Origin of the sequence: Amycolatopsis saalfeldensis, from assembly GCF_900110575.1 — a bacterium.
Taxonomy (GTDB): domain Bacteria; phylum Actinomycetota; class Actinomycetes; order Mycobacteriales; family Pseudonocardiaceae; genus Amycolatopsis; species Amycolatopsis saalfeldensis.
This window is the reverse complement of the sequence record NZ_FOEF01000018.1, coordinates 163,209-180,777: the sequence shown is the minus strand read 5'-3', so window position 1 is coordinate 180,777 and position 17,569 is coordinate 163,209. Positions and strand designations below refer to the sequence as shown.

Below are 17,569 nucleotides of genomic sequence, written 5' to 3'. Positions count from 1 at the left end.
GGTTCACGCCCCCAGCAGGGCTTGACCGCAGACGCGGACCACGTTGCCGTTGACCGCCGCCGACGCCGGATTCGCATACCAGGCAATGGTTTCCGCGACGTCCACCGGCAGCCCGCCCTGGCCGAGGCTGGACAGCCGCCGCCCGGCTTCGCGGATGAACAGCGGCACCGCGGCCGTCATCTTGGTCTCGATGAAGCCCGGCGCGACGGCGTTGATCGTGCCGCCGTACTCCGCGAGCTGCGGCGCGCCGACGTTCACCATGCCGATCACACCCGCCTTCGACGTCGCGTAGTTCGTCTGGCCGACGTTGCCGGCGATGCCCGCGATGGACGAGACGCCGATGATTCGCCCGTTGGCATTGAGGACCTTGTCCGCGAGCAGCTTGTCGTTGACCGCGAGCTGCGCGGCGAGGTTCACGGTGAGCACCGCGTCCCAGCCCGATTCGGTCATGTTGCCGAGCGTCTTGTCGCGCGTGATGCCGGCGTTGTGCACAACCACGTCGACGCCGCCGTGCCGGGCCGACAGGTACTCGGCGAGCTTGGCCGGCGCGTCGGCCGCGGTGACGTCGAGCTGCAGGGCCGAGCCGCCGATCCGGTTCGCGACCTTGGACAGGTCCGCGCCCTGTGCCGGGATGTCGAGGGCGACGACGTGCGCGCCGTCGCGGGCCAGTGTCTCGGCGATCGCCTCGCCGATGCCGCGGGAGGCGCCCGTGACCAGCGCGACCTTGCCGTCGAGCGGCTTCTCCCAGTTCGACGGCGCTTCGGCGGCCAGCGCGTGCGTGCCGACGCGGATCACTTGCGCGTCAACAAAAGCGGACTTCGCGGACAGCAGGAAGCGCAGCGTCGACTCGCTCGCTTCTTCGGCACCTTCGGCGACGTACACGAGCTGCGCCGTCGCGCCGCGCTTCAGCTCCTTGCCGACCGAGCGCACGAAGCCTTCCAACGCCCGTTGCGCGATCCGCTCCCGGCCCTCGGCCAGCTCCGGCGGGGTGCCGAGCACCACCACTCGGCCGGACGCGCCGACCTTGCGGATCACCGGGTGGAAGAAGCGGTAAACCTCGCGAAGCTCGGCTGGGTCCTTGACGCCGGTGGCGTCGAAGACCAGCGCCGCGTGCCGCTCGGCGGGCGCGGTGACCACCTCGATGCCGGCGTCGGCGAGCTGGCTCTTGAGGGTTTTCTCCAGCCTTCCGCCCGGCGCCGCGCCGACGAGTGCGGGACCCTCGAGGGCAGGCTGACCCGGCCGGTACCGGCGGAGGGTGGCGGGGCTGGGCAGGCCGAGCTTCGGCACCACGAACTTCCCCACCGGGGTTTTCGTGAACTGCTGGTACCTGTCAGCCATCGGATGCCTCCCGTGCCGTCTGCGTCACGTCGCAGTCTAACCTACTGGCTAGTAGGTTACAGTGTGAGAGGGACGACTTGAGAGAGGTGGACGTCATGGCGACCAGAAAAACCGCCGCGGTGCGCAGGGTCGCGATCGTCGGCGGGAACCGGATTCCCTTCGCGAGGTCGAACGGCCCGTACGCGAAGGCGTCGAACCAGGACATGTTCACCGCCGCGCTCGACGGCCTGGTCAGCCGCTTCTCGCTGCAGGGCGAGCTGATCGGCGAGGTCGCCGCCGGGGCCGTGCTCAAGCACTCGAAGGACTTCAACCTGGCGCGCGAGAGCGTGCTGGGCAGCCGCCTCTCGCCCGCCACGCCCGCGTCCGACGTGCAGATGGCGTGCGGCACCGGCCTGCAGGCCGTGATCACCGTGGCGCACAAGATCGCGCTCGGTGAGATCGACTCGGCGATCGCCGGCGGCGTCGACACCACCAGCGACGCGCCGCTGGCCGTCAACGACGACCTGCGCAAGGTCCTCGTGCAGTTCAACGCCGCGAAAACGCTCGGCGACCGGCTGAAGCTCGTCGCGAAGCTGCGGCCGGGCCACATCGTGCCGGAGATCCCGCGCAACGCCGAGCCGCGCACCGGCCTATCGATGGGCGAGCACGCGGCGCTGACCGCGAAGGTCTGGGAGGTCACGCGCGAGGCGCAGGACGAGCTCGCGGCGGCCAGCCACCAGCACCTCGCCGCGGCCTACGACCGGGGCTTCTTCGACGACCTGGTGACGCCGTTCCTCAAGCTCTCCCGTGACCAGAACCTGCGACCGGAGTCCAGCGTCGAGAAGCTGGCGAAGCTCAAGCCGGTGTACGGCGGCCCGGGCGGCACGATGACGGCGGGCAACTCGACACCGCTCACCGACGGCGCGTCGACCGTCCTCCTCGCGACCGAAGAGTGGGCGAAGGCGCACAAGCTGCCGGTGCAGGCGTACCTGACGTTCACGCAGACCGCGGCCGTCGACTACGTCCACGGCGACGAGGGACTGCTGATGGCCCCCGCGTACGCCGTGCCGCGGATGCTCGCGCGAGCGGGACTTTCGTTGCAGGACTTCGACTTCTACGAGATCCACGAGGCGTTCGCATCGCAGGTGCTCGCCACGCTCAAGGCGTGGGAGGACCCGGCGTTCGCCAAGGAGAAGCTCGGCCTGGACGAGCCGCTCGGCTCGATCGACCGGACCAAGCTGAACGTCAACGGCTCGTCGCTGGCCGCGGGGCACCCGTTCGCCGCGACCGGCGGCCGGATCGTCGCCACGCTGGCGAAGCTGCTGGACGAGAAGGGCTCGGGCCGCGGGCTGATCTCGATCTGCGCGGCCGGCGGCCAGGGCGTCACCGCGATCCTGGAGAAGTAGAGCGGAAAACGGGCCGCATCCCACGCCGGGGTGCGGCCCGTTTTCGCGAGTCAGTGGGTGATGGCCTTCTCGGCCTTCTTGCTCAGCTTGTCGGCGCGCTTGCTCGCCTTCTTGCCCAGCTTGTCCGCGCCCTGGCCAGCCTTCTTGGCGGCACGGCGGGCGCGCCAGCCCAGCGACGGCCTGCCCGCGGTGTCGCCGGCGGCGAGCAGCAGCCCGCCGGCGAGGCCCGCGTTCTTGAGGAACTGCACCTGCTGCGCCTGCTTTTCGGCGGGCTCCTTGCTCTCCCAGAACCGGTGCGCGGCCAGCGTGGTCGGCAGCAGCGTGCCGAGCAGCGCCAGCGACGCGAGCCGCGGCGCCTTGCCCGACGCCAGCGCGAGGCCCGCGCCGATCTTCACGACCGCGTCGATGCGGACGAGAGTCGCCGGGTCGCGCGGCACCTGGTCCGGCACCAGGCCCTCGACCTTGTCGAACGCGTCAGTCAGGAAGGGTTCGACCGCCTTCGCGTGCCCCTGGGTGTCGCGGAGCATGCCGATACCGCCGTAGATGAAGATCGACGCGAGCAGTGGACGGGCCACCCGACGCAGTATCACGGTCGTCGCCTTTCCTGGGATGTCGGCTGTCTGCCGGTCAAACCTACGCCTGGGTTTCCCCGCGGGCCCGGCGCCGAACCGCGCTAGCGGCGCATACGTGAGTATCGCGTTTTTCCTAGATTCCCTCAGATGACGGTAGGCGGGAACCCGGACGGCCGAGCGTCCGTCGGAGTGGTCGCTGGGGGTAGGGATGGACGGGGCTGCAGACCCGGCCATCCCTCGTGCCCGGCGACACGCCCTAGCGATGTATGGCCGAATATCGGACCTGCCCTAGATACGTCGATACGGTGGCAGAGTGGACCCCATCCGCAATCCCTTCGCCCCCGGCGCCGGACAGCGGCCGCCGGAGCTGGCGGGGCGGGAGCGCGAGCTCAAGGCCTTCGAGGTGGTGCTGGAGCGGGTCGCCCGCGGCCGTCCCGAGCGCAGCCTGGTGCTGACCGGGCTGCGGGGCGTCGGCAAGACGGTGCTGCTCGGGGAGCTGCGGTCGATGGCCGTCCGGCACGGGTGGGGCGCCGGGAAGATCGAGGCACGCCCGGACGCCGAGCTGCGGCGGCCGCTGTCCGCCGCGCTGCACCGGGCCATCCGGGACCTCGCCGTGCGGCACCGCGCGCCGGACCGGGTGGAAGAAGTGCTCGGGGTGCTCAAGGCGTTCGCGCTGCGGGCCAACAAGTCGGACGCCAAGCTGCGCGACCGCTGGCAGCCCGGCATCGACGCGCCCGCCGCGCAGGGCCGCGCGGACTCCGGCGACATCGAGATCGACCTGGTCGAGCTGTTCACCGACGTCGCGGACCTGGCGGCGGACGTCGGGACCGGCGTGGCGCTGCTGATCGACGAGATCCAGGACCTGCAGCCGGACGACGTCTCAGCGCTGTGCGCGGCGTGCCACGAGCTTTCGCAGTCCGGGGCGCCGCTGGTGGTCGTCGGGGCGGGGCTGCCGCACGTGCCGGCGGTGCTGTCCGCGTCCAAGTCGTACTCCGAGCGGCTCTTCCGCTACGCCCGGATCGACCGGCTCGAGCGCGAGGACGCCGACCTCGCCGTGATGGCGCCGATCGAACGCGAAGACGCCGGCATCGAGCCGGAAGCCCTCGACGCGCTGTTCGACGCGTCGGGCGGTTACCCCTACTTCATCCAGGCCTACGGCAAGGCCGCCTGGGACGCCGCGCCCGCCGACCCGATCACGGTCAAGGACGTGCAGGTCGCCGCGCCCGAAGCGGAGGCCGAGCTGGCCGTGGGGTTCTTCGGCTCGCGGTACGAGCGCGCGACCCCCGCCGAACGCGAGTACCTGATCGCGATGGCCGAGCTGACGCAGGGCCGCGACGAGCCCGCCGGCACCGCCGACGTGGCCGTTTACCTGGGGCGCAAGCCCTCCTCGCTGTCGCCGGCGCGCGACAACCTGATGAAGAAGGGCCTGGTCTTCTCCGCGGAGCGCGGCCAGATCGCCTTCACCGTGCCGCACTTCGGCCACTACCTGCTCGGGCGCGACTGAGCACTCGGCCGCAGGGCCCTCGATAGGACTCGCTACCGCGCATTGCCCTCTAGAACTCGCTACCGCGCATTGCCCTCTAGAACTCGCTACCGCTCTATGACGTCGCCTAGAACTGTGTATTGATTTTGCTAGATAGCTTTAGATGGCGCTAGCGCGTTAGCCACGAGTGATCGGCGACACGGAATCTGTCCGGCCGTCACCCATTCGCCACCGTTGATTCATCGGTCAGTGCGCCGCATCACCGTGGATTCGTTGGCGATCTTGTGAAAAAAGGTGCATACTTAAGGCACAACAACCGAAGACCTCTTAAGGGGATGCAGAAACCAATGAGCAACATCGCCGCCAAGCTCCGTGCCCGTCGCGCCGAGGTTCGTACTCGCCGGGCGCTGAACCGGGCGATCGACACCGCGGCCACCTCCACGGTGCGCCAGGAGCTCATCGCCCTCGCCCAGGCTCGTCAGCCGTTCATGCGCTGACCGAGCACACCCAGTTGGTGTGTCACTCACACGAGTGAGCTACACCACAGAGTGCTGTGGGTGTAACGCCGCGCTGAGTAGCGCCGATACCCACTACGACCCCGTGATGCTGGCGGACCCCCGACCTGGCAGCATCACGGGGTTTCCACATGTCCGGGCCCCTTTGCCCGCTCCTCGAAAACCCTTGCGGCAGATGGCCTATCGCGCGATCCTTGACCTAGTCAACGAATCTGTTGAGGTGGTCAATGAACAACTCGCGCCTGACCGACCGCGTCGCCACCGTCCGCGCGTTCAACCGGCTCTACACCGGCGTGATCGGCATCCTCGACGAAGGACCGGCCGACGCCGAGTACTCGCTGAGTGAAGCCCGGGTGCTGTTCGAACTGGCCCAACAGGACCAGCTTCACGTCAGCGACCTGCGTAAACGCCTCGATCTCGACGCCGGTTACGCCAGCCGCCTGCTCGCCCGGCTCGAAGGCCGCGGCCTGCTCGTGCGCGAGCGGAGCGGCACCGACGCCCGTCGCCAGCTCGTCTTCCTCACCGACGAAGGGCGGGCCGCGTTCGCCGATCTCAACGACCGGTCGACGCAGCAGATCGGCGGCCTGCTCGAACGGTTCCCGGACGAGGACCAGCGCCGGCTGCTCGGCGCGATGAAGACCATCACGGCACTGGTCGACGAGCGGGAGCAAGACCACACGATCGTGCTACGCGCCCTCCGTCCGGGTGACCTTGGCTGGGTCGTGCACCGGCACGGCACCCTGTACGCGCACGAGTACGGCTGGGACGAGCGCTTCGAGACCCTGGTCGCCCGCGTCGTCGCCGATTTCGCCGAAGGCCGCGGCAACCCGCGCCAAGCCGGCTGGATCGCCGAGCTGGACGGCGAACGCGTCGGCAGCATCTTCTGCATGCCCGGCCCCGACGAGCGGACCGCCAAGCTGCGGCTCCTCCTGCTGGAGCCGGCCGCCCGCGGCCGCGGCGTCGGGAAGCGGCTGGTGCGCGAGTGCATCGAATTCGCCCGCGCGCACGGCTACGCGGCCATGGAGCTGTGGACGGTGTCCGTGCTCGACGCCGCCCGCGGCATCTACCAGCGGGCGGGGTTCGAGCTGGTCGGCGAGGAGCCGACGGACGGCTTCGGGCCGACCGTGACGAGTCAGACCTGGCGGCTGGAGTTGTAGATGTTCGTTGTGTACTGCGCCGTCTGCGAACGCCGCACGCTGCTGGGCGTCGACGAGGTCGACTGGGTGGAGAACCTGACCCGCGGCATGATCTCCGTGTCCGGCCGGTGCCCGCAGGGCCACGACGTCGTCGTGCTGACCGGCGACGCGTTCACCCCGCACGAGGACCCGCGGTACTTCGGCCCGGCGCCGCGCGTGTGGACGAAGCCGGTGGCCCGGCTGCGCGGATGGCTGCGCGGCCGGTTCGAGCTGAGCCGCGACCTGCCCGGGCCGTTCTACCGGTTCTGAGCTACCGCTTCTGCCGGCCCATCAGGTAGAACTCGGCGTTCGGCTTGAGCGCGGTCAGGTGCGCGAGCCGGTTGGACATCGCGAACAGCGCGGTGATGGCGCCGACGTCCCAAATCTCGTCCTCGGTGAGCCCCGCGTCGCGCGCCGCCTCGAGGTCGGGCTCGCCGAACAGCGCGGAATCCCGCGCGAGGTCGACGATCGCGCGGCCACGCTCGTCCAGCTCGACCTGCCACGGGTTGCTCGAAACCCGGTCGGCCAGCTCGGGGTCCTTCGCCCGGATCCGCAGGATCGCCCCGTGCGCGACAACGCAGTAGGTGCAGTGGTTGGCGCCGGACGTCGCGACGACCACCAGCTCGCGCTCGGCCTTGGTGAGTCCGCCCTCGCGTTCCATAAGCGCGTCGTGATAGTCGAGGAACGCCCTCAGCTCGGCCGGGCGGTGGCCCAGCGCGCGGAAGATGTTGGGCGTGAACCCGGACTTCTCCGCGATGGCGCCCACTCGCTCGCGCAGGTCTGCTGGCAGGTCTTCGAGTTCCGTCACCGGGAACCGGCTCACCGCATCGCTCATGGCTCCACGCTAACCCGTGCGTTCCGGCCCCGGGCCGGGCCTCGATGAGCCAAAGTGGTCGGGTGACCGCTGACGAGCCGCGCCCGATTCTGCGACCCATCCCGCGCTGGGTGATCTCGGTCGGGCTGCCGGTGATGGTGCTCGTCGCGGTGGCGGTGACCTGGCTGCTGCTCGCGTTCGCCCTCGGCGGCGACCAGCTCGACGCCATCCGCACCGGCGGCACCCTCGGCGTCGGCCTCGGCGGCGCGGTCGCGCTGTGGCTGGCGGTGCGCAAACAGCGGTCGACGAAGCTGGACCTGCTGCAGAAGTACGAGGCGCACCAGCTCGCGGAACGCGCCGCCGCCCATACGGAGAAGGTGGCCGCGGAGAACCACGCCCACCAGCTGCGCCTCGCCGCCGACGCGCACGAGGACGCGACGGCCCGGCGGATCACCGAGCTGTACGGCAAGGGGGTGGACCAGCTCGGTTCGGACAAAGCCCCGGTCCGGCTCGGCGGGCTGTACGCGCTGGAACGGCTCGGCCAGGACAGCGACGATCCGCGGCTGCGGCAGACGATCGTCAACGTGATCTGCGCGTACCTGCGGATGCCGCCGGAGGGGGAGTGGCCGCAGGAAAGCGAAGTTCGCCTTACCGCGCAACGGCTTCTCGAGCACCACACGCGCCCCGGTCCCGGCCCGGACCCGGTCAGCGCCTTCTGGCCGGACATCGACCTGGACCTCACCGGCGCGGAGCTGGTCGACGTCGACCTGAGCGGGTGCCGGCTCCGGACGATCCGCCTGCGATCGGCGCAACTCACCGGGCGCGCGTCTTTCCTGGACACGCAGGTCACCGGTGAAGCGGACTTCGGCGCCGCCGAGTTCTCCTGGACCGCCGGTTTCGACGGGGCCCGGTTCGACGGGCCGGCCAGATTCGGCTACGCGGTCTTCGCGGACGACGCCGAGTTCGAGGATGCCGTCTTCGCCGGCGAAACCTCCTTCTCGGCCACCGAATTCGAACGGGGAGCGATCTTCCGGCGCGCCGAGTTCGGCGGGATCGGCAGCTTCGTGAGCACGAGGTTCGGGGACTACACGACGTTCAACCGCGTGGCCTTCGCGCAGCTCGCCGAGTTCGAGGCGGCTTCCTTCGCGGGTTACGCGGGGTTCCGCCGTACCCGCTTCGCGGTCCACGCCAACTTCACGCGCGCCGAGTTCTGCGGAGACGTCGTCTTCGACGAAGCGACCTTCGCCGGGCCGCCCGACCTCGGCCGGGCGAAGGTCCGCGCGGATCGGGAGGGCCCGGTGGTCTGTTCCTGGCCGCCCGGTTGGGCCGCGCCCGGGCTCGACGCCTCGGCGCCGTGGGCCCGGCTGGTCCAGGAGACCCCGGCGCCGGGCGCGCACCCGTGAGGAGTTAGGTGTCCTCGTGGACTGGACCGCGTACGTGGACGGTTACTGCGAGCGCATCGCCCCCGGCCTGTGGGGCGAGCCGCTCAACGACCTCACCAACCTGGCGTTCCTGGTCGCCGCGGCCGCGGTCTGGTGGCGGGCCCACGGCGCGCGGACCGGCCGCACCCTGGCGGTCCTCGTCGGGCTGGTGTTCCTGGCCAGCACGGTGTTCCACCTGACGGCAACGCGCTGGGGCGGGGCCGCCGACTCCGGCTTCATCCTCGTGTTCGTCCTGTACTACGCGGCGATGTTCCCGCACGTCTTCCTGCGCGTGAGGCTGAAGCTGTCATGGCTGGCGGCGCCCGCGTTCGTGGTGCTCACCGTCGCCATGGCCGCGCTCGGCGGCGGGCTGTACCTGCCGGCGCTCGTGGGCCTGGTGGTGTTCGCCGGCGTGCTGCTGTACGCGCGAGACCCGTATTGGACGCACTTCGCGATCGCCGGCGCGCTTTTCGCACTGTCGCTGGCGTTCCGCAGCATCGACGGGGTCGCCTGCGGCGATTTCCCGACCGGCACGCACTTCCTGTGGCACCTGCTCAACGCCCTGGTGCTGTACGTGGTGTCGAAGGCGATGATCAGCAAGGAAAAAGCCCCCTCGCCGACGTAGGCGAGGGGGCTCTTCACTGTCCTCAGTGGACGCCGATGGGCCGCAGGTCCTTGTCGTGCTCGTCGGCGTGGTAGTCCGCGGGCTCGGTCTCGTCCGTGCCGGACTGCCACTTCAGCCGGCGCGCGATCACCGTGACGACCGCGGCGACCACGATGTTCGCGACCAGCGCCACGAAGCCCGGGTAGATCTGCACCGTCGAGCCGGCGAACGGGTGCCAGCCGAAGATCGACAGGTTGCCCATCGCCAGCGCCGAGCCGCCGAAGTGCTGTTTCCCGTTGGCCGGGTTGGGGATGCCGTACAGCATGATCAGGCCCCAGCCCATGCCCACGATCCAGCCCGCGATCAGGCCGGCCTTGTGGAACCAGCGGGTGTACAGCGCGATCGCGACCGCCGGCAGCGTCTGCAGGATCAGCACGCCGCCGATGAGCTGCAGGTCGATGGAGAACTGCGGGTCGATCAGGATGATCACCAGCACCGCGCCCAGCTTGACCACCAGCGAAGCGAGCTTCGCCTGCTTCGCCTCCTGCTTCGGCGTGGCGTCCTTGCGGATGTACTCCTTGTAGATGTTGCGCGTCCACAGGTTCGCCGCGGCGATCGACATGATCGCGGCGGGCACCAGCGCGCCGATGCCGATCGCGGCGAACGCGATGCCCGCGAACCAGTGCGCGAACTGCGAGTCGAACAGCAGCGGGACGATCGTGTTGCCGTCGGGCTTGCCGGTGGCGTTGTTGGTCAGCGGCTTGACGCCGGCGCTGATCGCCACGTAGCCGAGCAGCGCGAGCAGGCCCAGCACGAACGAGTAGGCCGGCAGCGCGACCATGTTGCGCTTGATGACGTTGCGGCCGCGCGAGGCGAGCACGCTGGTCAGCGAGTGCGGGTACAGGAACAGCGCCAGCGCCGAACCGAGCGCGAGGGTGGCGTACTGCAGCTGGTTGTTCGCGTTCAGCAGCAGCGAGCCCGCGGGCTTGCCGGTCGCCTTGCTCGGCTTGGCCAGCTGCGTCTGCGCCTGGTCGAAGATGTGCGACCAGCCGCCCAGCTTCGAGGGCAGGTAGATGATCGCCACGATGATCACGATGTAGATCAGGATGTCCTTGACGAACGCGATCAGCGCGGGCGCGCGCAGGCCCGACTGGTACGTGTACAGCGCCAGGATCAGGAACGCGACCAGCAGCGGCAGGTGCCCGACGATGCCGGAGCCGTTGATGCCCATCGTGCGCAGCACGGCCTCGAGGCCCACCAGCTGCAGCGCGATGTACGGCATGGTCGCGACGATGCCCGTGATCGCGATCAGCAGCGCGAGCGTCGGCGAGCCGAAGCGGCCGCGGACGAAGTCGGCCGGCGTCACGTAGCCGCGCGACCGGCTGACCGACCACATGCGCAGCGCGGGCAGCAGGACGATCGGGTAGACGACGATCGTGTAAGGCAGCGCGTACATGCCCAGCGCGCCGGCGCTGAACACGAGCGCGGGCACGGCGACGAACGTGTACGCCGTGTAGAGGTCACCGCCGAGCAGGAACCACGTGATCCACGAGCCGAACTTGCGGCCGCCGAGGCCCCATTCGTCGAGGTGGTCCAGGTTCGCCCCGGCCTTCCAGCGCGAGGCCACGAAGCCCAGCACGGTGACGATCAGGAAGAGGACGATGAAAACCGTCAGCTCGAGCCACTGGATGGTCATCGGGCCTCACCCTCGTCGAGATCGTCCACGCTCAGCTCGTCCTTGCCGCCGGTGCTGCCGGGCTTCTGGCGCGTCGCCCAGTAGACGATGCCGGTGCAGAGCACGCCGATCACGACGAACGCGAGCTGGAACCAGTAGAAGAACGGCATCCCGAACAAGCGCGGGCCGTCGAAGTTGAACAGCGGGGTGACCAGGATCAGCAGCGGGATGATCAACAGCAGGTTCCACGGACTGAACTGGAACCCGCGCACCCGCCCATCCTGTTTGGCAGTGGACATCGAACCTCACCTAACACTCACGTAACACGCGACCGGGCTGACCCTAGAACTTCGGCCTCCCGGGCGTCACGCGTGTCCGATATCGATTTGATCAGCGCTGGTCACGGGCCTGGCGAAGGTGGCGTTCACTGGCTTGCCGGAGTGGCTGGGGATGGCTGCGGGTTTCGGCGCGGGTTGTGGACAAGATCGTGGAGGACTGCCTTGTGGACGGCCTCGGGCCGGCCGATCATGAGCGGTCGGGTGTCCCACTGCCGGTAGCGGCCGGTGGGTGGAGCCCCAAGGTGTTGTGGACCCACCGGGTTTTCCCCAGGCGGGGCCACTTTCCCACAGCTTGTGCACAGAGTTATCCACAGGCGGTGGACAACTTTCGGCTAGACTGCCGGGCATGGTGCGGGTGCCGCTGACGGAAGAGGAACGCTCACGAGGTGAGCGGCTCGGCGTGGCGCTGCGCGCGGCCCGCGGCGCCCGGAGCATGGTCGACGTCGCCGCCGAGGCGGGGATCTCGGTGGAAACCCTGCGGAAGATCGAGACCGGCCGAATCCCGACCCCGGCGTTCTTCACGGTCGCCGCGATCGCCGACGCGGTGGCGATGCCGCTGGACGTGCTGCGCGAGGCTTGTTCCGAGGGCGCTGGGGCCGGCGCGGGGGAGTTCTCGCAAGCCAGCTGAAGCCTGCGCGCAACCTCAGCCGCGCAGGCGGTTCAGGATGTGGTCCCGATCGTTGATGTACAAGCAATCCTTCACCGGCAGGTCGAACGAGTTCAGCAGCTTTTCGAAGTCCGAAAGCTCGTCCGGGGTCAGGGGCAGGTCGGCGACGGTGATGTGGGCGGACAGCGCGTCCGCCAGTTCCTCCCACTCGCCGGACCACTGGAGGCTGCGGTAGTGGGTCAGCTCGGCCGGGGTGAAACGGTCGGCGAGCAGGCTCAGCAGGCTGTCGAGGAAGTAGCTGATGCGGTTCTCGGCGGCGTCGGCGACGGTGGGGTTCGCCGGGTCGCGCGCGGCGTCCGGGTTGCGGACCACGCCGAGGCCGGCGAGCGGGTATCCCGTGTGGACAAAGCCCTCGGCGTCGACCAGCACCACGACCTGGACGCCGTAGCGCTCGCCGGCGCAGCGCCAGCGGCCGTTGTACTGCCGGACCCGCGGCTCGCCCGGGTCGTTCGCGACGTCCTTGACGACCGCGATGATCTGCTCGTCGCTCCAGGCAGGCGGGAACTCGGTGGTCGCCCTGCGCCCGGTGCCCGGTGCGTGTCCGCCGCCCACCAGAACTCCTCTCGTCCGGGTGGAGCCTAACGCGCCGCGCCCGGCTCAGCCGATCAGCGACAGCACCACGATCCCGGCCACCAGCAGGTCCGGGCCCCGGAACAGCTGACGCGCGAGGTTCGCGGGCAGGGGACCGGCGGGGGTGTCCACGAAGCCCGCGCTGCTGTAGTCCACCGGCTTACGCGTCACCGTCCGCAGCACCGCCAGCACGGCCACTGGCAGCATCGTCCACGCCAGCCCCGAAACGGACGTGCCCAGCGCCAGCAGCCCCGCGCCGAGCAGCACCGACCACACCACGGCGACCACCACCAGCGCCACGCCGTGCGTCACCACCAGTTCGAGGTCGGACGAGCCCAGCCACCGCCGACGGCCCGGGTTGCGCCAAAGCACGCCGAGCCCGGCGCCGAACGGTGTCAATGCGACGTACGCGCCCAGCCCCACCAGGACCGCGCCCGGCAACGTCGGCACGGCGACGTGGCCGACCGCCACGGCCAGCGCCACCAGCAGCAACGCGCCCAGGTACCGCGAGCGGCCGACGACGCCCGCCCAGGCCAGCCGCAGCGCCGACGGGTGGCGCAGCGACCACGAGCCCGCGGGCGCCGACTCCGGCAGCATCATCATCGGGTCGAGGAAGGTGACCGCGACCGAGCGCAGCACCCGCGCGTTCCAGCCGTCGAGCAGCACCGCGCGGCCCGCCCGCGTCACCGCCCCGCCGCCGAACGCCAGCGCCACCGCGCACAGCAGCACCGCCGCGCCGACATACTGCACCGGCGACGGCCCGAGGCGCGCCGCCGCGATCGCGACCCCCGCGACCGCCAGCACCAGCGGGCCCGCCGGGTCGACCCGCAACGCCGTGCGCCGCGCCGTCGCGAAGGCCAGCACCGCGCTCCCCACGATCAACGCGAACCCCGCGCGCCACAGATCCGGCCCGCCGCCGCCGACGGCCAGCATCAGCGCGGCCACGTACGCGACCACCGCGACGAACCCGGTCAGCGCGCCCGCGAACCGCGCTGCCACCACGCGGCGACGGTCGACGCGCGCGAAGTCCATCCACGTCAGCTCGGCGGGCTCGGCCCACACGAAGCCGCGGCGCAGCAGGCTTCGCCAGCCGACGGCGCAGCACAGCAGGACCAGGCCCAGCACCGCCGGATAGTCCACAGGAGACTGTCCGAAAAGGACCCGATGCCAGGAGTCCGTGCGGAAGAACGCGGTGAACAGGAAGCCGCCGCCGAAGATCAGCACAAACGTGGCGCTGTCGCCGCTGAACACCCCGCCGAACCGTTTGCGGCCGGGCACCCGCAGGCGGACGCCGAGGCTCACCACAGTTCGAGCACGCTGTCGGCCGCGTCCAGCAACGGCTGGTGGTGCGTGGCCACCACCACGGCGGCACCCGCCGCCGTCGACCGGCCGATCAGGTCCACCAGCCACTCCTTGCCCGCCGTGTCCAGCGCGCGCTCCGGCTCGTCGAGCAGCAGCACGCGGTGCGGGCGCGCGGTGACGCCGAGCAGGAGCAGCCGCCGCCGTTGACCCGCGGAGAAGTGCCCGGCCGTGACGCGGGCGCGCTCGGCCAGGCCGGCGTCGGCCAGCAGCGCGTCGAAGTCGCCGAGGTCCTCGCCGAACGAGCCGGCCAGCAGCTGCAGGTGCTGCACCGGGGTCAGCTCGGCGAAGAAGTCCGAGTCGTCGAACAGCACGGACACCTTGCGGCGGAAGTCGAGGCTGCGCTCGTCCGGCTTCCGGCCGTCGATCAGCACCCGTCCGCGCTGCGGCTGCTGCATGCCGTACAGGCACCGCATCAACGTCGACTTGCCGACGCCGTTGGGCCCGACCAGCACCGCGCACTCACCCGGGTCGACCGAGAAGTCGAGGCCGTCGAGCAGCCAGAGGTCGCCCGCCTTCACCCCGATCCCGCGCGCGTCGATCATCGGCCCTGCAACAGCTCGACGACGGGCGCGAACGCCTCCATATTGGGCTCGAGCAGGGTGAAGTACGAGAAGCCGAACCGCTCGCGGTGCGCGAGGAGCTGCTCCGCGATCTCCTCGGGGGTGCCGACCAGCGCCGTCGGCGCGGCGGCCAGCTCGTCGAACGTGAGCGTGTCCTTGACGCGCTCGTGCAGCCCGGCCAAGGCCCGCGGCCGGTCGTCGGTCACGATCACGAACTGGACGAGCAGGTTGAACTCGGCGGTGCGATCACCCAGCAGCTCGCGGACGAAGTGGACGCGCTCGGCGACCCCGTCCGGCGCGGCGAGCGCGATCCCGGCCCCGTCCGGCACCTTCGCGGTGCCGCTGAACGCGATGATGTCGGCGTGCTCGGCGGCGAGGGTGAGCACCCGGTCGCCGCGGCCGCCGATCATCAACGGCGGGCCGCCCGGGTGCACCGGCGCGGGCCGGTGCTCGGGGTCGGCGTAGAGCCGCTTCAGTTCCTTGACCGTGTGCTCGAGGTGGTCGACACGCCGTCCGGCGCCCGGGAACTCCAGGCCGGCCGCCTCGAACTCCGCCTTGACGTAACCCGCGCCGAGGCCCAGCTCCAGCCGCCCGCCGAGGAACTGGTCGGTGCCGGTCACCTCGCGCGCGAGCAGTGCCGGCCGGTGGAAGCCGACATTGAGCACGAACGTGCCCAGCCGGACCCGCTCGGTCACCTCGGCGGCGAGCACCAGCCCCGGGAACGGCGGCGCCATGCCCAGATGATCGGCCACCGTCAGCACGTCGTAGCCGATTTCCTCGGCGCGGCGGCATTTCGCCACCCAAGCTGCACGCGAGTCCGGAAAGAGCAGATTCACGCCGAACCGGAACGGTTTCACCCCAGGAGCGGTCATGGCCCCACGCTACCCACCGGACTCGTGAGTGTTCAGGCCGGTGGGAACCGTCACGAACGCTCACGAGCCGGTGGGGCGGGTGGGTCAGCCCAGGCGCTGGGCCAGCGCGTCCAGCTCGTCGCGCAGCGAGGTCGGCACCTCGCCGATCTTCGCGAACCACTCCTCGATCAGCGGCAGCTCCTCGCGCCACTCGGCCGGGTCCACCTTCAGCGCGGCCTGGATGTCCTCGGCCGGCTCGGACAGGCCCTCGATGTCGAGGTCGGCGGCGCTCGGCACGAAGCCGATCGGCGTCTCGGTCGCGTTTCCGCGGCCCTCGACCCGCTCGATGACCCACTTGAGCACGCGCGAGTTCTCGCCGAAGCCCGGCCACAGGAACCGGCCGTCGTCGCCACGGCGGAACCAGTTGACGTAGAAGATCTTCGGCAGCTTGTTCGCGTCGGCGTTCTTGCCCAGCGTCAGCCAGTGCTTGAAGTAGTCGCCGGCGTGGTAGCCGAGGAACGGCAGCATGGCCATCGGGTCGCGGCGCACGTTGCCGACGGCGCCGGCCGCGGCCGCGGTGGTCTCCGACGACATCGTGGCTCCCATGAACACGCCGTGCTGCCAGTCGCGGGCCTCGTTCACCAGCGGCACGGTGGTCTTGCGGCGGCCGCCGAACAGGATCGCCGAGATCGGCACGCCCTTCGGGTCGTCCCACTCCGGCGCGAGGATCGGGCACTGCGACATCGGTGTGCAGTAACGCGAGTTCGGGTGCGCCGCCTTCTCCGCGGAGTCCGGCGTCCAGTCCTGGTGCTTCCACGAGATGGCGTGCTCGGGCTTGTTCTCCATGCCCTCCCACCAGATGTCCCCGTCGTCGGTCAGCGCGACGTTGGTGAACACAGTGTTGCCCTGCTCGATGGTGCGCATGGCGTTCGGGTTGGTGTGCCAGTCGGTGCCCGGCGCGACGCCGAAGAAGCCGAACTCGGGGTTGACCGCGTACAGCCGGCCGTCCTCGCCGAAGCGCATCCACGCGATGTCGTCACCGAGGGTTTCGGCGCGCCAGCCGGGAATGGTCGGCTGCAGCATCGCGAGGTTGGTCTTGCCGCAGGCGCTCGGGAACGCCGCCGCGACGTAGTGGACCTTGTCCTCGGGGGAAATCAGCTTCAGGATCAGCATGTGCTCGGCGAGCCAGCCCTCGTCGCGCGCCATCACCGAGGCGATGCGCAGCGAGTAGCACTTCTTGCCCAGCAACGAGTTTCCGCCGTAACCCGAGCCGTAGCTCCAGATCGCGCGCTCCTCGGGGAAGTGCGAGATGTACTTCGTCTCGTTGCACGGCCAGGCGACGTCCTCCTGGCCGGGCTCGAGCGGCGCGCCGACGGAATGCAGCGCGGGCACGAAATCGCGCTCGCTGCCGTCCGGGTCGACGAACTTGTCGAGGGCCGCCTGACCGGCGCGCGTCATCACGCGCATCGACGCCACGACGTACGCGAAGTCGGTGATTTCCAGACCCAGCTTGGGATTCTCATCGCTGAGCGGGCCCATGCAGAACGGGATCACGTACATCGTGCGGCCCCGCATCGAGCCGCGGTACAGCTCGGTCATGGTGGCCTTCATCTCGGCCGGGTCGGTCCAGTGGTTCGTCGGCCCGGCGTCCTCCGGCCGCTGCGAACAGATGAAGGTGCGGTCCTCGACCCGTGCGACGTCGCCGGGGTCGGAAGTGGCCCAGTAGGAGTTCGGCTTGGCCTTCAGCTGCACGAAGGTGCCGGCCTCGACCAGTTCGGCGTTGATCCTGGCGGCCTCTTCGTCGGACCCGTCGACCCACACCACACGGTCCGGGGTGGTCAGCTCGGCGACCTCCCGGACCCAGGACAGCACGCCACTGTGCGTCGTCGGCGCGGTGTCCAGTCCGGGGATGGCGACTGCGGTCATCTCTACTCCTGACTTCCGACGACAAAAGAGCCCACACCTCGAACGACTGTGTTCAGGTGCGGGCTTCATTGCCGGCGACCGAATGGCTTCGCCCACCGGCGGCGGACCGGTGTGCGGGTTTTTGGGATTCCTCGACTGTAGCTGGATGACCGGCAGGTAACCGAGAGCTGACCTGTTGGTTCTCTCACAAGAACGATAAGGGAATCGATTCAGTTGTCACTGAATCGGACCATGACCGGAAATCTTTTCGAGTGGCCTGAGTCGCATTCGCGACCGAAGGGCGCTGCGCCGGAAACGCGAACGGGCCCGGCGA

At 70.0% G+C, this 17,569-nt stretch carries 18 protein-coding genes; 8 read left to right on the top strand and 10 right to left on the bottom strand.

Annotated elements, in window-relative coordinates:
- Positions 1 to 3: 3 nt before the first annotated feature.
- Complete coding sequence (locus BMY97_RS33135; protein WP_091624738.1) at positions 4 to 1,338, bottom strand: 3-oxoacyl-ACP reductase; 1,335 nt, start codon at positions 1,336 to 1,338, stop codon at positions 4 to 6.
- Between the two features lie 95 nt (positions 1,339 to 1,433).
- Here BMY97_RS33135 and BMY97_RS33130 point away from each other — a divergent pair, with 95 nt between their 5' ends.
- The gene (locus BMY97_RS33130; RefSeq protein ID WP_091624896.1) at positions 1,434 to 2,723 is read left to right on the top strand and encodes an acetyl-CoA C-acetyltransferase; all 1,290 of its coding nucleotides are present in this window, start codon (positions 1,434 to 1,436) and stop codon (positions 2,721 to 2,723) included.
- Positions 2,724 to 2,773: 50 nt separating this feature from the next.
- Here the strand turns inward: BMY97_RS33130 and BMY97_RS33125 are convergent, their stop codons facing one another.
- A complete protein-coding gene (locus BMY97_RS33125) occupies positions 2,774 to 3,313 on the bottom strand; it encodes a DoxX family membrane protein (RefSeq protein ID WP_091624736.1) in 540 nt (179 codons plus the stop codon).
- Positions 3,314 to 3,608: 295 nt separating this feature from the next.
- Between BMY97_RS33125 and BMY97_RS33120 the strand changes: the two genes are divergently transcribed.
- The 4 genes from BMY97_RS33120 to BMY97_RS33110 all read left to right on the top strand — a co-directional run bounded on the left by BMY97_RS33120 (position 3,609) and on the right by BMY97_RS33110 (position 6,738).
- A complete protein-coding gene (locus tag BMY97_RS33120) occupies positions 3,609 to 4,799 on the top strand; it encodes an ATP-binding protein (RefSeq protein WP_091624732.1) in 1,191 nt (396 codons plus the stop codon).
- 326 nt (positions 4,800 to 5,125) lie between these two features.
- Positions 5,126 to 5,275, top strand: coding sequence for a hypothetical protein (locus tag BMY97_RS47325; protein WP_177231655.1), 150 nt, complete (start codon positions 5,126 to 5,128; stop codon positions 5,273 to 5,275).
- Between the two features lie 245 nt (positions 5,276 to 5,520).
- Entirely contained in the window at positions 5,521 to 6,450 is a 930-nt protein-coding gene (locus BMY97_RS33115) for a bifunctional helix-turn-helix transcriptional regulator/GNAT family N-acetyltransferase (RefSeq protein WP_091624729.1), read from the top strand.
- Complete coding sequence (locus tag BMY97_RS33110) at positions 6,451 to 6,738, top strand: hypothetical protein (RefSeq protein ID WP_091624726.1); 288 nt, start codon at positions 6,451 to 6,453, stop codon at positions 6,736 to 6,738.
- A gap of 1 nt (position 6,739) precedes the next feature.
- Here the strand turns inward: BMY97_RS33110 and BMY97_RS33105 are convergent, their stop codons facing one another.
- The gene (locus BMY97_RS33105) at positions 6,740 to 7,303 is read right to left on the bottom strand and encodes a peroxidase-related enzyme (protein WP_091624723.1); all 564 of its coding nucleotides are present in this window, start codon (positions 7,301 to 7,303) and stop codon (positions 6,740 to 6,742) included.
- 62 nt (positions 7,304 to 7,365) lie between these two features.
- Here BMY97_RS33105 and BMY97_RS33100 point away from each other — a divergent pair, with 62 nt between their 5' ends.
- Positions 7,366 to 8,685: a pentapeptide repeat-containing protein gene (locus BMY97_RS33100; protein ID WP_177231654.1), complete on the top strand. Its 1,320-nt coding sequence runs from the start codon at positions 7,366 to 7,368 to the stop codon at positions 8,683 to 8,685.
- A 16-nt stretch (positions 8,686 to 8,701) separates the two neighbouring features.
- Positions 8,702 to 9,328, top strand: coding sequence for a hypothetical protein (locus BMY97_RS33095; protein ID WP_091624718.1), 627 nt, complete (start codon positions 8,702 to 8,704; stop codon positions 9,326 to 9,328).
- Positions 9,329 to 9,350: 22 nt separating this feature from the next.
- Here the strand turns inward: BMY97_RS33095 and mctP are convergent, their stop codons facing one another.
- Positions 9,351 to 11,003, bottom strand: coding sequence for a monocarboxylate uptake permease MctP (gene mctP / locus BMY97_RS33090; protein WP_091624716.1), 1,653 nt, complete (start codon positions 11,001 to 11,003; stop codon positions 9,351 to 9,353).
- Positions 11,000 to 11,281 (bottom strand): DUF3311 domain-containing protein, encoded by a 282-nt coding sequence (locus BMY97_RS33085; protein WP_091624713.1) that lies wholly within the window; start codon positions 11,279 to 11,281, stop codon positions 11,000 to 11,002. Before BMY97_RS33085 ends, mctP begins: the two co-directional genes overlap by 4 nt.
- Positions 11,282 to 11,666: 385 nt before the next feature.
- Between BMY97_RS33085 and BMY97_RS33080 the strand changes: the two genes are divergently transcribed.
- Positions 11,667 to 11,948, top strand: coding sequence for a helix-turn-helix domain-containing protein (locus BMY97_RS33080; RefSeq protein WP_091624710.1), 282 nt, complete (start codon positions 11,667 to 11,669; stop codon positions 11,946 to 11,948).
- Between the two features lie 15 nt (positions 11,949 to 11,963).
- Here BMY97_RS33080 and BMY97_RS33075 read toward each other — a convergent pair whose 3' ends face one another.
- The 5 genes from BMY97_RS33075 to BMY97_RS33055 all read right to left on the bottom strand — a co-directional run bounded on the left by BMY97_RS33075 (position 11,964) and on the right by BMY97_RS33055 (position 17,256).
- Positions 11,964 to 12,539, bottom strand: coding sequence for an EndoU domain-containing protein (locus tag BMY97_RS33075; RefSeq protein ID WP_091624707.1), 576 nt, complete (start codon positions 12,537 to 12,539; stop codon positions 11,964 to 11,966).
- Between the two features lie 45 nt (positions 12,540 to 12,584).
- Positions 12,585 to 13,862, bottom strand: a complete 1,278-nt coding sequence (locus BMY97_RS33070) for a DUF6297 family protein (protein WP_091624705.1) — start codon at positions 13,860 to 13,862, stop codon at positions 12,585 to 12,587.
- Positions 13,856 to 14,461: an ABC transporter ATP-binding protein gene (locus BMY97_RS33065; RefSeq protein WP_091624702.1), complete on the bottom strand. Its 606-nt coding sequence runs from the start codon at positions 14,459 to 14,461 to the stop codon at positions 13,856 to 13,858. The genes BMY97_RS33070 and BMY97_RS33065 overlap by 7 nt, the downstream gene beginning before the upstream one ends.
- Positions 14,458 to 15,351, bottom strand: coding sequence for a TIGR03621 family F420-dependent LLM class oxidoreductase (locus BMY97_RS33060; RefSeq protein WP_091624700.1), 894 nt, complete (start codon positions 15,349 to 15,351; stop codon positions 14,458 to 14,460). The genes BMY97_RS33065 and BMY97_RS33060 overlap by 4 nt, the downstream gene beginning before the upstream one ends.
- Before the next feature lie 84 nt (positions 15,352 to 15,435).
- Entirely contained in the window at positions 15,436 to 17,256 is a 1,821-nt protein-coding gene (locus BMY97_RS33055; protein WP_091624698.1) for a phosphoenolpyruvate carboxykinase (GTP), read from the bottom strand.
- Positions 17,257 to 17,569 lie beyond the last annotated feature (313 nt).